The following is a 15,662-nucleotide window of genomic DNA, read 5'->3' as shown; positions in this document are numbered from 1 at the left end:
CGCCGCCCTTTTTTGTTCGATCCCTGAAAAATCTGTCTAGTTGCGCCCGTCGGGCAGGTTGATACGCGATACCTGTTCTGCAATTGGGTCAGTTGACAGCGGGTGCACATCAGCGCTGTATGAGGACGGATCGCCGACCGGGCTCCACGCTCCGTCGCGGTAGACTTCCAACCCCTTGAATTTCGCTTTGTAGTCCATTTTTGGGCTGCCCGGCACCCAATAGCCTAGATAGACATAGGGCAAACCTAATTCCCGCGCGATCGCGATATGATCGAGGATCACGTAGGTCCCAAGGGAAAGCTTGTCATTGGCGGGGTCGAAGAATGAATAAACCATCGACAAGCCATCATCGAGGATGTCAGTCAAACAGACCGCCGTAAGATCATCATGGGCACCATATTCGATCAGACGAGAGCGGATCGGGGTTTCTTCGACCATTGCCGCAAACTCGAACATGTCCATGTCTGCCATGCCGCCGCTGGCGTGACGATCATCAAGGTATTTGCGGAAAAGCGCATATTGTTCTTCGGTCGCCCAAGGCGATGTCGCGCGGCGTGTCAGATGTGCGGTGCGCTTGCTGACCCTACGCTGGCTGCGGCTTGGCGCAAATTTTGAGACGTCAATCCGGGCTGACATGCAGGCCGAGCATTCCGCACATGATGGCCGGTAGAGCACATTCTGCGAACGGCGAAACCCTTGTTTTGAAAGGCTATCGTTCAGTTTTGTGGCCGTGTCTCCCTGCAACGCGGTAAACAACTTCCGCTCCATCCGCCCCTCAAGATAAGGGCAGGGCTGCGGTGCAGTTACATAGAACTGCGGAGCAATGGGAAGTGTGTGGCGCATTGGTCATCCGGTCGATTTCGAGAAAGCTTAACAATCTGTTGACGATCAGCCAAGCCCCTCGAATGTCGCATACTTAACGGTGCACGTTGATCGCCTCTGTGCCTAACAAATGATCAGTTAAGCCCTGTCCGCGTGGCGTGGCCACCATTAGGACAATCGAGATCAATTGTAACGGTGCTATGGCAATGCTGACGGTATAGCCAACCGTATGTGCCATCGCCAAACCCGAGGTGAGTGGGGCACCGTGGTGGTCGCGAAAGCGGATACCTATCATGCGCATGCCCCATGTTGAGGACGATCCAGCCAGCGTGAACCAGCGATAGATGAAACCGACAACCAGCATTAGGACTGGAAAGAAGAAGATCCCAGTAAAGGCCGTGAATGGAAGCACGAGCGCGCAGAGTAAGGCAATCACAATAACATCAATGATCCAAGCAAAGGCGCGCTTGATCGTGACGCCAGCATAAAGCTGCGGGTCGATGTCCAGATATTCGGTGTATGCGGGCGACATGGTCATTGGAATGCTCTTTGAATGATGAAAAGGGGGAGGGTGGCCTGCCGGGGATGCAGGCCACCTTTGGTCAGCGGCGCTTATGCAGGCGCTGCACCGTTTTCGGTATCGTCAAAGTCGGTCATTTTCTTGGCGCGGTCGTCCATGAACTGGTCGAATTCTGCCTTGTCTTTGGCGTCACGCAGACGCTTGAGGAAAGCCTCAAAGTTGTCTTGCTCTTCTTCCAGACGGCGCAGTGTTTCGGCCTTATAGGCGTCAAATGCGTTGTTGCCGGATGATTTACCCATATGGCGGGCGCGGCTGCGGGTCATGGATTTGCAGGAAGAATTGAACATGCGTTTGCTCCAGATCATATAGGCAAGAAGGGCAAGGCCGATAGGCCAGATGAAGATAAAGCCGAGAACCATGGCGGCGATCCAGGCGCCTTTGCCACGCTCATCAAGCCAGGCTTCGGCGCGGGCGAAAAACCCAGGCACGCGGTCCATAGCCATTGCGGGTTGGGATGTGGCGGTATTCATGGTTGGGCTCCTTAACTATCTGTTTGCGGTTGATGTGAATGCTTTTCACATGACAGATATCGGAGGTCCGACGGCATTCTTCAAGCATAAATGTAAATGTTTTTTACATTTACTTTTATTGTGTATTGAAATCAGATAGTTGCGCGTCAGAAATTTTCAGTAATGTCGTTGGAGAGATGGGGGAAATATGCCTTGGCGTGCCTGCTGCGGCGTAAATGACGTCAAATTCCATCAGTTTGGGATCAAAAAACGCGGTGATTGGCGTTAGATGGCCAATCGGGGCAACACCGCCGATCGCAAAGCCCGTTTGTGCCCGTATCAGGGCTGCGTCGGCCTTACCCAACGCCTCATTTGCGACGCGGCTCGCTTTGTCCGAGTCCACTTGGTTGCCGCCCGCCGTGATAAAAAGGAGGGCCTTGCCTGTTGCTTGCCCGGCAAAGATCACGGATTTCGCGATCTGATCGAGGGCACAGTCAGCGGCGTCTGCGGCTTGCTGTGCTGTGCGCGTTTCGGGGCCCAGTTCCAAGGCGCGATCTGCAGTCCCGCCGCATCAAGCGCGGCGATCACACGTTTTAGACTTTTGCTCATAGTCTTGTTGTCCTTTTTGCACACTCTGGCAATCCGATCTGCATTGACCAGAGAGGGCAAGGGCCGCAGTGTAACCGCATGTCCTTCGTTGCGCGCCTTTCTCGTTCACCTGTTCCTTTTGACAAGGACCGCGGGCAGGATGCGCTTGATCTCTTCCCGTCGCTTCCGCCAGAGTTGAGGGAATTGATCACAGGGGCTGGGGGTGCAGCCCGTATCTGGCGGATCTGCTGCGTCGAGAGGCCGAGTGGATCTTGCCTGCAATGGATGACCCCGAAGGGGCTGTCGCCGCGATCCTGAGCGATATTTCCCAATTGACGTTGAGTGAATTGCCAGTCGGTCTGCGCCAGTGCAAACGCAGGATTGCGCTTATTGCCGGGCTGGCGGACCTCGGTGGTATCTGGCCACTGGAACTGGTCACCCAAACGTTGACGGATTTTGCAGACGCCGCAGTGCAAGCCGCGATTACACAGCTTGTCGCAGGGGAAGTGTCTCGCGGGAAACTCCCCAATGGTGATGATCCGACACTGGCGGGTGGTATGGCTGTGCTAGCGATGGGCAAGATGGGCGCCGGAGAACTCAACTATTCTTCTGACATCGACCTCATCTGTCTGTTCGACGAAAGTCGTTTTGACCCTGATGCATATCATGATGTGCGCGCGGCCTTTGTCCGGGTAACACGCAAGATGACCGCAATCCTGTCGGACCAGCGTGATGGCGGTTACGTCTTTCGAACAGATTTGCGGTTGCGCCCTGATGCATCCGTGACCCCGGTCTGCCTGTCGATGGAAGCCGCGGAACGCTATTATGAAAGTGTCGGGCGCACGTGGGAGCGTGCCGCCTTCATCAAAGCGCGCGTCTGTGCCGGTGACAAGCAGGCGGGTGATCGGTTTCTGGACGCGCTAAAACCCTTTGTCTGGCGCAAACACCTGGATTTTGCGGCGATCCAGGATGCCCATGACATGCGTCTCAAGATCCGCGATCACAAAGGATTGCACGGACCCCTGGTGCTGGAGGGGCACAACATCAAGCTGGGGCGTGGTGGCATCCGCGAGATTGAGTTTTTTACCCAGACCCGGCAGTTGATTGCGGGCGGTCGCGATCCCTCTTTGCGGGCGCGTGACACCCGACAGGGCCTGCAAGCTTTGGCAACGGCTGATTGGATCCCGGCCGAAACCGCCGACCACCTTTACGATCACTATCGTTATCATCGTGAGGTTGAGCATCGCTTGCAGATGATCAATGACGCACAAACCCATACATTGCCGACTGATACCGCCGGGTTCGACCGGTTGGCAGCCTTTATGGGCACCGACACAAAGGCCTTGTGCAAAACACTGCGCGACCGCATAGACGACGTCCATAACCGGATCGAGAGCTTTTTGCGCCCGAACCGGCCCAAACAATGGTTCAACCTGATTGGGGAAACGAAACCATCGCCCGATGGCACAGCTACCCTGCTTTGCGTTCATCCCGTGCCACAGAAATCTTTGCGCGGATCACGCCCGAGATTATGGCGCGTCTGAAGAAGGCGGCAAAGCCGGACGAGGCTTTGGCGCAATTTGACGGATTTTTGGCAGGACTGCCCGCCGGCGTGCAACTCTTTTCGTTGTTTGAGGCCAACCCGCAACTGACGCAATTGATCGTGGATATTTGTGCAACGGCACCGGCTTTGGCGCAGTATCTGTCACGCAATGCGGGTGTGCTGGATGCCGTGCTTGGTGGCACGTTCTTCGCAGAGTGGCCCGGCGTGCAGCCATTGCAGCATGAACTTGCAGCGCTTTTGGAAAGGACTGATGATTACGAAGCGCAGCTTTTAGTCGCACGGCGATGGGCAAAGGAATGGCATTTCAGGGTTGGGGTCCACTTCCTGCGCGGGTTAATTGCAGCCGAGCACACCGGCCAGCAATATGCAGATCTGGCCGAAGCCGTTGTCGCGGGGTTATGGCCCTTTGTGGTTGCAGAATTCGCAAGAAAGCATGGTGCGCCCCCGGGGCGTGGGGCGGCAGTTGTGGCGATGGGATCGCTTGGTGCCCGTGGTCTTAATGCAAAGTCCGATCTCGACCTGATCGTGATCTATGACGCGCTCGGGCAAGAGACATCCGAGGGGCGGCGTCCTTTGGCGACCCGTACCTACTATGCCCGCCTGACGCAAGCGTTGGTGACCGCGTTGACCGCACCGATGGCCGAGGGGCGGCTTTATGACGTTGACATGCGCTTGCGGCCTTCGGGGCGGCAGGGGCCCGTCGCGACCTCATGGCCTGCTTTTCAGGACTATCAGCAGAAGGAAGCATGGACTTGGGAACATCTGGCACTGACCCGGGCACGTCCAATCGCGGGTGATGTGGCGTTTCGGACCGAGATCGATGCGTTTCGTCAGGCGCTAATCAGTGACAAATCCACCGGCCGGGCGATCTTGACAGATGTTGCCGAGATGCGCGACAGGATTGCCCAGGCGAAACTGGTGCATGATGTTTTTGAGGCAAAGATTGGACCAGGCCGCTTGCAGGATATTGAACTCTTTTCCCAAACGGTGGCTTTGCGGTGCGGGGCATCCCAGGGCAATGTCGCCGCCCAATTGGCCAGCGGTGTCGCGAACGGTTGGGTGAACGCCGCAGATGCGCAGGCACTGACGGGAACTGCGGCGCTCTTTTGGCAGTTGCAGGCGTCCCTGAAGCTTTTGGCAGATGGGGAAACGGGCATTGAAAGATTGGGTGAAGGAGCAACGCTTTTGATTTTGCGCGAAACGGGATGTGAGACGGTGGAAGACTTAAGCGCGCGGTTAAGTGCTGCGCAGCAAAACGCTGACCAGTTGATCCGCAGGTATCTTGCATTGTCATGACGCGCGCTGACTTGCATGATCCAAAAGGGTTGATCCGAGACGCCTTTGCAATCGGCAATATTGCGGAACCTGAATGCCGTAGCATTTTTCTTGACTGGGCGCTTGGGGTGCCTGCGGAGCTTGATACGCAAGGTCAGGTACGGCTCTTACTGGCACATTATGAAGGCACCGTTCCTAACACGCATCCGATGATCCAAACACTCAAAGCCGCGTTGGTAGATATGCACCCACCTCGCAGGCGAGGCGGGCGAGGCGGGCGCAACCCGCGCGATGTCTAGGTTTGTCGCCTTATGCAAAGACTACCGGCCCGATCAAATATGCGGTTGCCGACCCGCTCCACTAGAAATCTGCCCACATTGCGGTGGCCAGGTTTCCAGTTTTGGAAGGGTTTGGCAATGGCTTTGGGTCCGCGTCGTTCATGCTGGTGGTGCTGTCAATGGCCTGTTCTAAGTCCGTGATGGAATGATCGACGGATCCACGAAATGACGGACCGTTCGAGACTTTGAATTGTTGAACGAGGTCTTCCAACCTGCGCGTTTCTTCGACAAGCGCATCCCCGCGTGAGATTGAGGCTTGCACCATTGCGGCATTCTGCTGTGTCGCCTGGTCCAGCTGGTTCACACCGATATTAATCTCGGAAAGGCCCGTGGATTGCTCGTGCGCGCTTGTGGCAATTTCAGTCGTCATCGAGGAAATTGCATCGACTTGCGCAATGATTTCGGACAGCGCTTCACCAGCATTCCCGACCAGCAGCGTTCCCTGTTCGACGTGGCGTGAACTGTTGGCGATCAGTTCGGATATTTCCTTTGCGGCTTCAGATGAACGTTGTGCCAATGCCCTGACCTCTGATGCGACGACCGCAAAACCCTTGCCCAAATCGCCTGCGCGTGCAGCTTCAACGCCGGCATTCAGAGCGAGCAGATTGGTCTGAAAGGCGATATCGTCGATCACGCCAATGACTTGTGTGATTTGCTTCGACGAGCCTTCAATTTCGCCCATGGCGTCCACAGCTTGGGCGACAATTTCACCGTTTTTGGTGGCCTCTGCGCGTGCCTTCTTGACAGACACATCGACAGATTTCGCATGGTCAGCAGCCGATTTGATACTTGCAGTCAGTTCGTCCAATGCAGCGGCTGTTTCCTCTAGCGTTGCAGCCTGATTTTCAGTGCGTTGAGAGAGCTGTGATGTGGCCGCTTGTGTTTCCGACGTGGACCCACCGATGCGTGTCGTTGTGTCTGCAACTTTCGTAAGCGTTTGCTGAAGCGCTGTAACAGCCGCATTGAAGTTGGTGCGCAAATCTTCGTATTCCGGCGAAAAGCGGGTGTCGATCTGCGTTGTGAGATTGCCTTTCGCAAGATGCGCGAGTTCGTTTTTCATCGTGCTGACAACAGCATCTTGCTCTGCGCGCAGGCGCGCGCGTTCCTCGGAGGCGGCGGCACGTTCAATTTGGGCTTCACGAAAGATATTCAGCGCCTTCGCCATACGGCCAAGTTCATGGTCATAGTCGGCTCCGGGGATTGTGATCTCGTTGTCGCCACTGGCGAGCCTGTCCGTCACCGCCGCCAACTGGACAACCGAACCAGTGACCCAGCGCGCGATCACAACAGAACAAACCACAGCAAACAGAATGGCGAATATCCCAACGATTGATGAAATCGTTTCTAATTGGCTTACCCTTGCACTGATGTTTGGGCCGAATGTTTTTTTGTCACTGGCGATATCATCCGCGATGCTATCAAAACCCTGTATGAGTTGTGGTCCAATGACGTCCAGGACCGAGGTTTGCGCTTCACTGATGTCTGCTTTCAATGTCGTGAAGTCATCAAGACCGCTGGCAAAGACGCCAAAGCTGTCCTGGGTCTCTGCTGCTGCTCTGGCAACCGCTGGGGGCGGATCTAGGGCGATGAGTTGATTAAGGGCGAGATCGAAATTTGGGATGGCGGCTTCAAATGCGTCGGTTGAGAGTGGACCATTGGTCGCAAACAGAAGACTGCCTTGTTCTATTGTTTCGGCGGCTGCTTGAAGCACGCGTCCAGCGCCCGATATCGCCACGGAATCGCCGCTTGAAATAGCGTCACTGAAGAGCTTGTTTACGTTAGATTTAAAAGTATCGAGCCTTGCTGTGAGGTCGCTTTGTACCGCGGCGGATTGCGATATTTGTGCGGCTACTTCGCTAAATGCGTCCCGGTAGTCATCAGCCAACCTAATCAGTCGTTCGACTTCGGCCTGGGTGGTTGCGTCAGATGCAAAAACCGTTGTTAAAATCGGATCGCTTGTAACCTCTTCCAGATTTCCCAGAACGGCCTGTCGTTGCTGGTTGCTTTGGTTATTCGTAAACTGCAACGACGCAATACGCGCTTCGAATATGTCTTCGAGCGCATCAGCCATGACAGAGGCATGGTCGGCCTTTTCGCGGAACTCGTAAAAACCGCTGCTGATCCCCGAAATCGATCGGGAGGAAAAAAGCACGAGTCCGGTCAAAATGAGCGTGACCAACAGAAACCCGCTGCCAATACGTTTTGAAATTGACATGGAATTTAGCATTGCGGTCTCCTGAGTTGCTCTCAGGAATCGCATATCTGACGGAAACTAATATGCCGTAAATGGCAAATCGGCCAAACGTCAGATCAGACTGGCAAGTGGGCGACTTTGCCAAAAAACACGCGCAAAGACAGCACCTAGGCTGAAAGTGCCGCTGCTTCTTTTGCCAGTGCGGTAATCCCGGCCCAATCGCCTGCGAGCACCTTGTCTTTGGGCGCAACCCATGACCCACCAACGCAAAGCGTGTTGCTCAATCCCAAATATTCCGGCGCGTTTTGCAGGCTGACACCGCCGGTGGGACAGAACTTAACCTGGGGGATCGGTGCACCAATTGCTTTCAGCGCGGGTGCCCCACCGTTGGCTGCGGCAGGGAAGAACTTCTGCACGGTGTAGCCACGCTCAAGCAGCCGCATTGCCTCGCTTGCTGTGGCTGTTCCGGGCAACAAGGGCAGGTCGTTGGCTTCGCAGGCATCCAACAGGATGTCAGTCGCACCCGGCGAGACGCCAAAGGTGGCACCTGCGGCTTTGGCATCTTCAACATCCTTGGGTGTCAGCAATGTGCCGGCGCCAACAACACCGCCCGGAACTGCCGCCATTTCGCGAATAGCGTCAAGCGCAGACGGTGTTCGCAGCGTGACCTCGAGCGCAGGCAAGCCGCCTGCGACCAGCGCTTTTGCAAGATCTGCCGCGATACTTGCATCATCAACAACGAGAACAGGGACAACAGGGGCCAGAAGGCAAACTTTGGCGGCGGCGGCAGAGGCGTCTTGTGGGGTCATTTAGCTATCCTTGCGGGCGGTTTGCGGAGCCGATGAGGAAGCCTCCGGCGGATGTCTGACGGGGTATAGAAAAATTGGGCCTAGACGACAACACCCGCGCCATCTGCAGCCGGGCCAACGGATTGGCGGAACACTTCAAAGAGCTCGCGTCCGACGCCCGTCCCATTGCCGCTAAGGTCAGCCGTGGCGGGAGAGCGGGTCGACAGATCAACCCCTTTGACTTCGATTGTGCCGGTGGTCGCATCCAGCCGGATGATGTCACCGTCGCGCACCATTGCAATGGGGCCATGATCTGCGGCCTCTGGGCAAACATGGATCGCCGACGGCACCTTGCCAGAGGCACCAGACATCCGACCGTCCGTCACAAGTGCGACGTTCAAGCCGCGATCTTGCAGAACAGCGAGCGTTGGTGTCAGGCCATGCAACTCTGGCATTCCATTTGATTTGGGCCCCTGAAAACGCACGACAATGACCGTATCTTGGGTGATTTCACCGGCTTTGAACGCGTCTTTTACGGCGTCTTGCGTGTGGAAGACGCGGGCAGGGGCCTCAATGATGTGCCGTTCGGGTGCTACCGCAGAGGTTTTTATGACACCACGCCCAAGGTTACCGGCGAGTTGCGTCAGTCCACCGGTTGCTTGAAACGGACCGCTGGCGGGACGTAAGATCTTGTCGTTGAGCGTCTCACCAGCGCCGGCAACATATTGAACCCGTCCTTCCGATAGTTTGGGTTCCTGTGCGTAAAGGTTCAGTCCGGCCCCAGCGACGGTTTTAACATCATCATGCAGTAACCCTGCGTTCAGCAATTCACCAATCATATAGCTGAGCCCACCTGCGGCGTGGAAATGGTTCACGTCCGCCAGGCCATTGGGATAGACTTTGGCCATAAGCGGGGTCACGGCAGACAGATCGCTGAAATCCTCAAGGTCGAGAATGATGCCAGCAGCCTTCGCCATCGCGGGCAGGTGGATGACTAGGTTCGTGGACCCCCCCGTCGCCATCAAACCAACGAGACCATTCACAAAGGCCTTTTCGTCAAGAATATCGCATACGGGCGTGTAGTCATTGCCAAGCGCCGTAATTTCCAGTGCACGTTCCGTTGCGGCGGTGGTTAGCGCATCGCGCAAGGGCGTGCCTGGATTGACAAAGGATGCCCCGGGCAGGTGTAGCCCCATAAATTCCATCAGCATTTGATTGGAATTCGCCGTGCCATAGAATGTACAAGTGCCGGGGCCATGATAGGAGGCCATCTCGGCCTTCATCAGCTCGTCGCGTCCCACGTTGCCTTTGGCAAATTCCTGACGCACACGCGCCTTTTCGTCGTTGGGCAGGCCAGAGACCATTGGACCGGCAGGCACAAAAATGCCGGGGATATAGCCAAAGGTTGCGGCAGCCATTACCAGACCCGGTACGATTTTGTCGCAGACGCCAAGATAGATGGCACTATCAAACACATTGTGTGACAGGCCGACGCCCGCCGCTAGGGCGATCACATCGCGTGAGAACAGAGAAAGCTCCATACCGGTCTGACCTTGGGTGACGCCGTCACACATGGCCGGAACACCGCCGGCAACCTGCGCTGTCCCGCCTGCGGCGCGTGCAGCGGCACGCACAATATCAGGGTACTTTTCGAACGGTTGGTGGGCCGACAACATGTCATTGTAAGCTGTAATAATCCCGATGTTTGGCGCGCGCGCGTCCGTCAGCGCACCTTTGTCATCCCCCATCGCCGCATAGGCGTGCGCCTGGTTGCCGCACGTCAGATGTGACCGGCGCGGTCCCTCTGCCGCCGCACGCGCCATTGTGTCCATATAGGCTTGACGGGGGCCTTCAGACCGTGCGCGGATACGGTCGGTCACTTCGACTATTTTGGGGTGGAGCGGCATGGCGTCCTCAGTTCGGCTTTGCTTTGGGTGGAGTTCTACCATGCGCCGTTAGCGCTAACAAGTGCGACCTTTCGACATTTTCCGGCTGGAAACAGGTTGCAAGGAGTTATCACAGCCCGATCGCCGTGCTAGAGACAGCTTCGACACTATAAGGTTGGCGCTTGATATGCACAGACGGACATTTCTTACTTCAGTTTCGGCGGTTTGCCTCGCCGGTTGCGGATCCGCGCTGACACCGCGCAGCGCGCCACGTCCGGTTGTTTCGCGATCCTACGACTTGCGCGGGCTGAATTTTGCAGCGCTTGCTGATTTGGAGGTCTCGGAGAGTGAACGGTTTTATCCCACAGCCGACATTGTTTGGAGGGGTGATCCACCGGGTCCTCGACTACCACAAATCGAGCAGATGTTTCAGGATGCCGCCGCGCGCAATCGTTTGGTCTTGCAGGGCGATGTCCCGGTGACTTTGGATGTCACGCTGATCCGCTTTCATGGGGTGACGAACCGCACGCGCTATACCGTGGGCGGCGTTTACAACATCATTTTCGATCTCACGATCCGAAATGCCGTCACAGGTGCCGTTATTGAGCCGACCCGCCGTATCGTGGGCAATTTGGATGCGCCGGGTGGTGAACGCGCCGTTCGGTTAGAGGACAGCGGTCAAACCCAGAAAGTCCGTGTAACCGATTTCCTGACGGGGCTGCTGCGCGCGCAACTGATCTAGCGTCGCCCTCTTTCCAGCGACTGCGAGAGCGGATAGGAGGCGCGTATGACAGATCAAACATCTTCTGCTTTCCCCGTCGTCCGCCTGATCCCCAAGGCCGAAGCACGGGCCATACGCCACGGCTTTCCGTGGGTCTATGCCAATGAGCTGGTCACTGACCGGCGGACCCGCAACCTAGCACCCGGTACAATCGCGCGACTTGAAGATGCCAATCGCACCCCGATGGGTGTTGTGACGGTCAATCCTGCATCCAAGATCATTTGTCGTATGCTGGATCAGGATCCTGACGCGATCATTGATCAAGCATGGTTTGCGGTACGGTTGTCCCGAGCGCTCGCGCATCGTGAGAGGCTGTATGACACGCCTTACTATCGTCTTGTGCATGCGGAGGCTGATGGTCTGCCTGGTGTTATCATCGACCGGTTTGGTGATCTGGCGGTTGTGCAGCCGAATGCGGCTTGGGCGGACATGTTGATTGCCCCCCTGACGGCGGCCTTGCAACAGGTGACAGGAGTGGCAACTGTCATCATGAATGGGACAGGGCGTGCCCGTACATTGGAAGGGTTGGAAGAAAAAACCGATGTGCTGATCGGCGCAGCACCCGCCGGTCCGGTGCAGGTACCTATGAACGGTGCCATTTATATGGCTGACGTCATGAGTGGACAAAAGACCGGGTTGTTCTTTGACCAGCGGCCAAACCACGCTTTCGTGGCCGGGTTGTCAAAGAATGCACGGGTTCTGGACGTATTTTCACATGTGGGCGGATTTGGTTTGGCGGCACTGGCTGCTGATGCAACGTCGGTTCTGGCGGTTGACGGGTCTGCACCAGCGCTGGAGCTTGCAATCCAAGGGGCCGCTGCGATGAAGGTTGAACAGCAATTTGCAACCCGCAAGGGCGATGCGTTTGACGTTCTGACGGCACTGGCCGACGCGGGTGAAGTTTTTGATGTTGTGATTTGCGACCCACCTGCCTTTGCGCCGTCAAAGCCAGCATTGGACGCCGGATTGCGCGCTTATGAGCGCATCGCGCGGTTGGCCGCCCCTTTGGTTGCAGAAGGCGGATACCTGACCGTATGTTCGTGTTCGCACGCCGCAGACCTGACCAAATTCCGCAACGCATCCGCGCGCGGCATCGGGCGCGGTGGGCGTCGGGGGCAAATCATCTACACCGGATCCGCGGGACCAGATCACCCATTGCTGCCACATCTTGCAGAAAGCGGATATCTAAAGGCGCTGACGTTCCGCCTATGAGGGTGATGATCGACGCTTGCGTGCTCTATCCAACGGTGATGCGTGAAGTCTTACTCGGATGTGCAAAGGCGGGATTGTACGAGGCCCGCTGGTCGCAGCGCATCTTGGAAGAATGGGCGCGGGCGGCGGGCAAGCTCGGCCCCGCCGAAGAAGTCTGGGCACGCGGAGAGATTGCGGCGCTTGGCGCGGCGTTTCCGCAGGCGGTGGTAGCCTATAGCGCAGCGCAGGAAAGAAAATATTGGCTTCCTGATCCGGCCGATATTCATGTACTTACGGCGGCGGTTGTAGGGTCCTGTGATGGTGTCCTGACGATGAACGCCAAAGATTTCCCCAAAGACATATTGGGGGATGAGGCACTCTTGCGCTGGGATCCTGATGGGTTTGCGCTGATTTTGCTTCAACAAGCGCCCGATCAGGTCACTGCTGTGGCACAGACGGTGCTGGCTGAGGCAAACCGGCTGTCAGACAAGCCGTGGACGATGCGCGCATTGATGAAGAAGGCACGGATGCCGCGGTTTGGTAAGTCACTGGAAGCTGCCGACAACTAGGGTTGGGAGTTTTCCGATTTTGGGGAAGTTGGTGAAAGGCTCTGCCGGGACATGCAGGCCTTTCACCGAGGAAGAAACATAAGACATCGTCAAAAAGAACAATCACTATGGCCCAAAGGCTAATGTTCTGACTGTTCCGCGTCTGTGCCGTTCCGCACAGTCCGTTTTCTAAATGCGCAAGGTGATGACAAAGCCCGGTCTAGGCCGATGTCCACTTGGTTTCATTTGCCTCAATTGCGGCGATCCGCTGCGGCGTCTTGGGGTGGCTCATCATCCATGCTGGTGTCGCAGCGCCACGGGCACCAGTCAGCGTTTCCAGCTTCTTGAAAAGTGACTTCTGCGGCTCTGTGCCGATGCCTGCCTTGACCAGCAGGGCAGATGCGTAGGCATCCGCTTCGAATTCATCACTGCGCGACAGGCGCGCCGCAAGCAGGCTCATGAGGGCATTTGCGATCCACGGACCTACACCGGGAATAAACCGCCCAAGGATCATGGCCAGAGCTGTGCGCATGGCATTCTGCCCTGAAAAATCAATCATCCGCCTGCGTGAATGGCCCAACGCAACATGGCCAAGTTCATGTGCGATCACGGTTGCCATTTCCTCGGATGTAACCTCGCCCGCGCGGTATTTGTTGACAAACCCACGGGTGATGAAGATCCGCCCATCTGGCGCGGCAAGCCCGTTCACCGGTTCAATTTCATAGATATGCACTTTGATCCGATCAATATCGAGCGCCTTGGCCATCCGGTCCATCAATACCTTGAGGATAGGATCGGCAAGCTCTGTCGAGTTGCGGTCAAGCTCCTGCTTGGTGCGCCAACTTGAAAAGCGATACATGGCGAGACCGTAAAGAACGGCGAGGAGGATGGGCATGAGTTTGATCATACCGTTGATATGGGCGCATCGTGCTGTTTCTCAAGGGTGGTGAGCGCGCGAACGCATGGGCCGCCGCATTATTTTGGTCCAATCGCGAATAATATGCGGCGCCTACCCGTAGTCCTTGTGACACTGCCATTCTTTGGCGTTGGTGAGACTAAGGGGATTTGAGATGACACAGACCAGCCAGATTGTCATATTGGGCGCTGCGATACTTGGCCTTACGGCCTGCGGGGCTGATGTGAGTAAAAGTGACAGCCCAGAGATTCACTTTTCGTCATCGATCCCGGTTGTGTCGAAAGGTGAGGTGGCTTTCGTGGACGAAACAGACAGATATAGCGTCGTCATCAGCGAGTAGCGCCCTTCGCGACGTGGATTGCGGGCTGCGGTCAGTTCAGCGCCCCAAGGCCTTCATGCCGGTTTCAATTCCAGCCAAGGTCATCGGCACCATGCGGTCCGCCCCGAAAATTTCTTGGATCATTTGGATGGATTGGGTGTAGGGCCAGTATCGCTGGTCCAGCGGATTGATCCACAGATGGTTGGGCCATTGATCGCGGGCCCGTTCCAGCCAGGTGTGGCCTGCTTCTTCGTTCCAATGTTCGTTTGCGCCACCTTGGAAAGCGATTTCATAAGGTGACATGCTGGCGTCACCCACAAAAATGCATTTGTAGTCCGGCCCGTAGGTGCGCAGCACATCCCAGGTGGGCGTTTGCGCGTTCCAGCGGCGGCGGTTGTCTTTCCAGACCCCTTCGTAGAGGCAGTTGTGGAAATAGAAATATTCGAAATGTTTAAACTCGGATTTGGCCGCACTGAAGAGTTCTTCAACCACTTTGATATGCGGGTCCATAGAGCCGCCAATATCAAGAAACAGCAGCACTTTGACAGCATTGCGCCGTTCGGGTCGGGTCTGGACGTCGAGGTATCCATGTTCGGCTGTGGCGCGGATTGTGCCGTTGAGGTCCAGTTCGTCATGTGCCCCGTCACGGGCCCAGCGGCGCAAGCGTTTCAATGCCACTTTGATGTTGCGGGTGCCCAGTTCAACCTTGTCATCGAGATTTTTGAATTCGCGTTTGTCCCAGACTTTGACCGCCCGTTGATGGCGGCTTTCTTTCTGCCCGATGCGCACGCCTTCGGGATTGTAACCGTAAGCCCCAAAAGGCGAGGTGCCCGCTGTGCCAACCCACTTAGACCCTCCCTGATGGCGGCCCTTTTGTTCCTCAAGCCGTTTTTTGAGGGTCTCCATGAGCTTGTCAAAGCCGCCCAGTGCCTCGATTTCGGCTTTCTCGGCATCGCTGAGGTGCTTTTCGGCCAGCTTTTCCAGCCATTCGGCGGGGATATCGACTGCATTCAGCACCGCCTCATCTGGGATGCTGTCAAGGCCTTCAAAGGTGGCCGCGAAGGCGCGGTCAAACTTGTCCAGGTGCCGCTCGTCCTTGACCATCGTTGTACGCGCGAGGAAATAAAACGCCTCAACATCGTAAGTGGCCAGTCCGGCTTTCATCCCTTCAAGAAATGACAGGAACTCGCGTAGCGAGACGGGCACTCCGTTGCTGCGCAAATTGTCAAAGAAAGGCAGAAACATGGGTTAGCCGAGAGACCGTTGCAGGAAGATCAGAACGAACATCCCGATCACGCCAAAGATGATGGCGAAAACAGCACCCCATTGCAGCATATCCTTACCTTTGCCGCCGCGTGCCTTCGCGCGCAGTGCGCCAAAGACAGCGCCAATTACAAGTCCAATCAGTGGGATCATAGGATAG

Annotated in this window: 16 protein-coding genes and 1 pseudogene; 7 read left to right on the top strand and 10 right to left on the bottom strand. The window is 56.3% G+C overall.

Going from position 1 to position 15,662, the window contains the following annotated elements:
* Positions 1-36 precede the first annotated feature (36 nt).
* The 4 genes and pseudogenes from ACZ1G5_RS01120 to ACZ1G5_RS01105 form a co-directional block, all read right to left on the bottom strand.
* Positions 37-843: an arginyltransferase gene (locus ACZ1G5_RS01120; protein WP_472731106.1), complete on the bottom strand. Its 807-nt coding sequence runs from the start codon at positions 841-843 to the stop codon at positions 37-39.
* A 73-nt stretch (positions 844-916) separates the two neighbouring features.
* A complete protein-coding gene (locus tag ACZ1G5_RS01115) occupies positions 917-1,360 on the bottom strand; it encodes an RDD family protein (RefSeq protein ID WP_472731105.1) in 444 nt (147 codons plus the stop codon).
* 74 nt (positions 1,361-1,434) lie between these two features.
* Positions 1,435-1,872 (bottom strand): DUF2852 domain-containing protein, encoded by a 438-nt coding sequence (locus tag ACZ1G5_RS01110; protein ID WP_472731104.1) that lies wholly within the window; start codon positions 1,870-1,872, stop codon positions 1,435-1,437.
* A gap of 115 nt (positions 1,873-1,987) precedes the next feature.
* Positions 1,988-2,460, bottom strand: a pseudogene (locus ACZ1G5_RS01105) (YbaK/EbsC family protein).
* A 260-nt stretch (positions 2,461-2,720) separates the two neighbouring features.
* Between ACZ1G5_RS01105 and ACZ1G5_RS01100 the strand changes: the two are divergent.
* From ACZ1G5_RS01100 to ACZ1G5_RS01090, 3 genes are read left to right on the top strand one after another with little or no spacing between them, the layout of a single operon-like run.
* Positions 2,721-3,983, top strand: a complete 1,263-nt coding sequence (locus ACZ1G5_RS01100; protein ID WP_472731103.1) for a [protein-PII] uridylyltransferase family protein — start codon at positions 2,721-2,723, stop codon at positions 3,981-3,983.
* A complete protein-coding gene (locus ACZ1G5_RS01095) occupies positions 3,920-5,299 on the top strand; it encodes a hypothetical protein (protein WP_472731102.1) in 1,380 nt (459 codons plus the stop codon). Before ACZ1G5_RS01100 ends, ACZ1G5_RS01095 begins: the two co-directional genes overlap by 64 nt.
* Positions 5,296-5,577, top strand: coding sequence for a hypothetical protein (locus tag ACZ1G5_RS01090; RefSeq protein ID WP_472731101.1), 282 nt, complete (start codon positions 5,296-5,298; stop codon positions 5,575-5,577). Before ACZ1G5_RS01095 ends, ACZ1G5_RS01090 begins: the two co-directional genes overlap by 4 nt.
* A 61-nt stretch (positions 5,578-5,638) precedes the next feature.
* On the opposite strand, the gene ACZ1G5_RS01085 is transcribed toward ACZ1G5_RS01090, so the two are convergent.
* The 3 genes from ACZ1G5_RS01085 to edd all read right to left on the bottom strand — a co-directional run bounded on the left by ACZ1G5_RS01085 (position 5,639) and on the right by edd (position 10,505).
* Complete coding sequence (locus tag ACZ1G5_RS01085) at positions 5,639-7,831, bottom strand: methyl-accepting chemotaxis protein (protein ID WP_472731100.1); 2,193 nt, start codon at positions 7,829-7,831, stop codon at positions 5,639-5,641.
* Positions 7,832-7,977: 146 nt separating this feature from the next.
* The gene (gene eda, locus ACZ1G5_RS01080; RefSeq protein WP_472731099.1) at positions 7,978-8,619 is read right to left on the bottom strand and encodes a bifunctional 4-hydroxy-2-oxoglutarate aldolase/2-dehydro-3-deoxy-phosphogluconate aldolase; all 642 of its coding nucleotides are present in this window, start codon (positions 8,617-8,619) and stop codon (positions 7,978-7,980) included.
* 80 nt (positions 8,620-8,699) lie between these two features.
* The gene (gene edd / locus ACZ1G5_RS01075; protein ID WP_472731098.1) at positions 8,700-10,505 is read right to left on the bottom strand and encodes a phosphogluconate dehydratase; all 1,806 of its coding nucleotides are present in this window, start codon (positions 10,503-10,505) and stop codon (positions 8,700-8,702) included.
* Positions 10,506-10,671: 166 nt separating this feature from the next.
* Between edd and ACZ1G5_RS01070 the strand changes: the two genes are divergently transcribed.
* From ACZ1G5_RS01070 to ACZ1G5_RS01060, 3 genes are read left to right on the top strand one after another with little or no spacing between them, the layout of a single operon-like run.
* Entirely contained in the window at positions 10,672-11,226 is a 555-nt protein-coding gene (locus ACZ1G5_RS01070; protein WP_472731097.1) for a DUF6778 family protein, read from the top strand.
* A 45-nt stretch (positions 11,227-11,271) separates the two neighbouring features.
* On the top strand, positions 11,272-12,477 hold the full coding sequence (locus tag ACZ1G5_RS01065; RefSeq protein WP_472731096.1) for an RSP_2647 family RNA methyltransferase: 1,206 nt from the start codon (positions 11,272-11,274) through the stop codon (positions 12,475-12,477).
* Positions 12,474-13,025 carry an RSP_2648 family PIN domain-containing protein gene (locus ACZ1G5_RS01060; protein ID WP_472731095.1) on the top strand — a complete coding sequence of 184 codons (552 nt, stop codon included), beginning with the start codon at positions 12,474-12,476 and terminating at the stop codon, positions 13,023-13,025. The genes ACZ1G5_RS01065 and ACZ1G5_RS01060 overlap by 4 nt, the downstream gene beginning before the upstream one ends.
* Before the next feature lie 199 nt (positions 13,026-13,224).
* On the opposite strand, the gene ACZ1G5_RS01055 is transcribed toward ACZ1G5_RS01060, so the two are convergent.
* A complete protein-coding gene (locus ACZ1G5_RS01055) occupies positions 13,225-13,911 on the bottom strand; it encodes a M48 family metallopeptidase (RefSeq protein WP_472731094.1) in 687 nt (228 codons plus the stop codon).
* Positions 13,912-14,074: 163 nt separating this feature from the next.
* Between ACZ1G5_RS01055 and ACZ1G5_RS01050 the strand changes: the two genes are divergently transcribed.
* Positions 14,075-14,260, top strand: coding sequence for a hypothetical protein (locus ACZ1G5_RS01050; protein WP_472731093.1), 186 nt, complete (start codon positions 14,075-14,077; stop codon positions 14,258-14,260).
* A gap of 36 nt (positions 14,261-14,296) precedes the next feature.
* On the opposite strand, the gene ACZ1G5_RS01045 is transcribed toward ACZ1G5_RS01050, so the two are convergent.
* Together ACZ1G5_RS01045 and ACZ1G5_RS01040 are read right to left on the bottom strand one after the other, a co-directional pair.
* Positions 14,297-15,484: a vWA domain-containing protein gene (locus tag ACZ1G5_RS01045; RefSeq protein ID WP_472731092.1), complete on the bottom strand. Its 1,188-nt coding sequence runs from the start codon at positions 15,482-15,484 to the stop codon at positions 14,297-14,299.
* 3 nt (positions 15,485-15,487) lie between these two features.
* On the bottom strand, positions 15,488-15,655 hold the full coding sequence (locus ACZ1G5_RS01040; RefSeq protein WP_472731091.1) for a hypothetical protein: 168 nt from the start codon (positions 15,653-15,655) through the stop codon (positions 15,488-15,490).
* Between the last annotated feature and the right edge of the window lie 7 nt (positions 15,656-15,662).

The organism is Yoonia sp. JB2-21, assembly GCF_055693545.1.
Note: the sequence above shows the minus strand (reverse complement) of the source record. Positions and strands in the feature narration are given on the sequence as shown.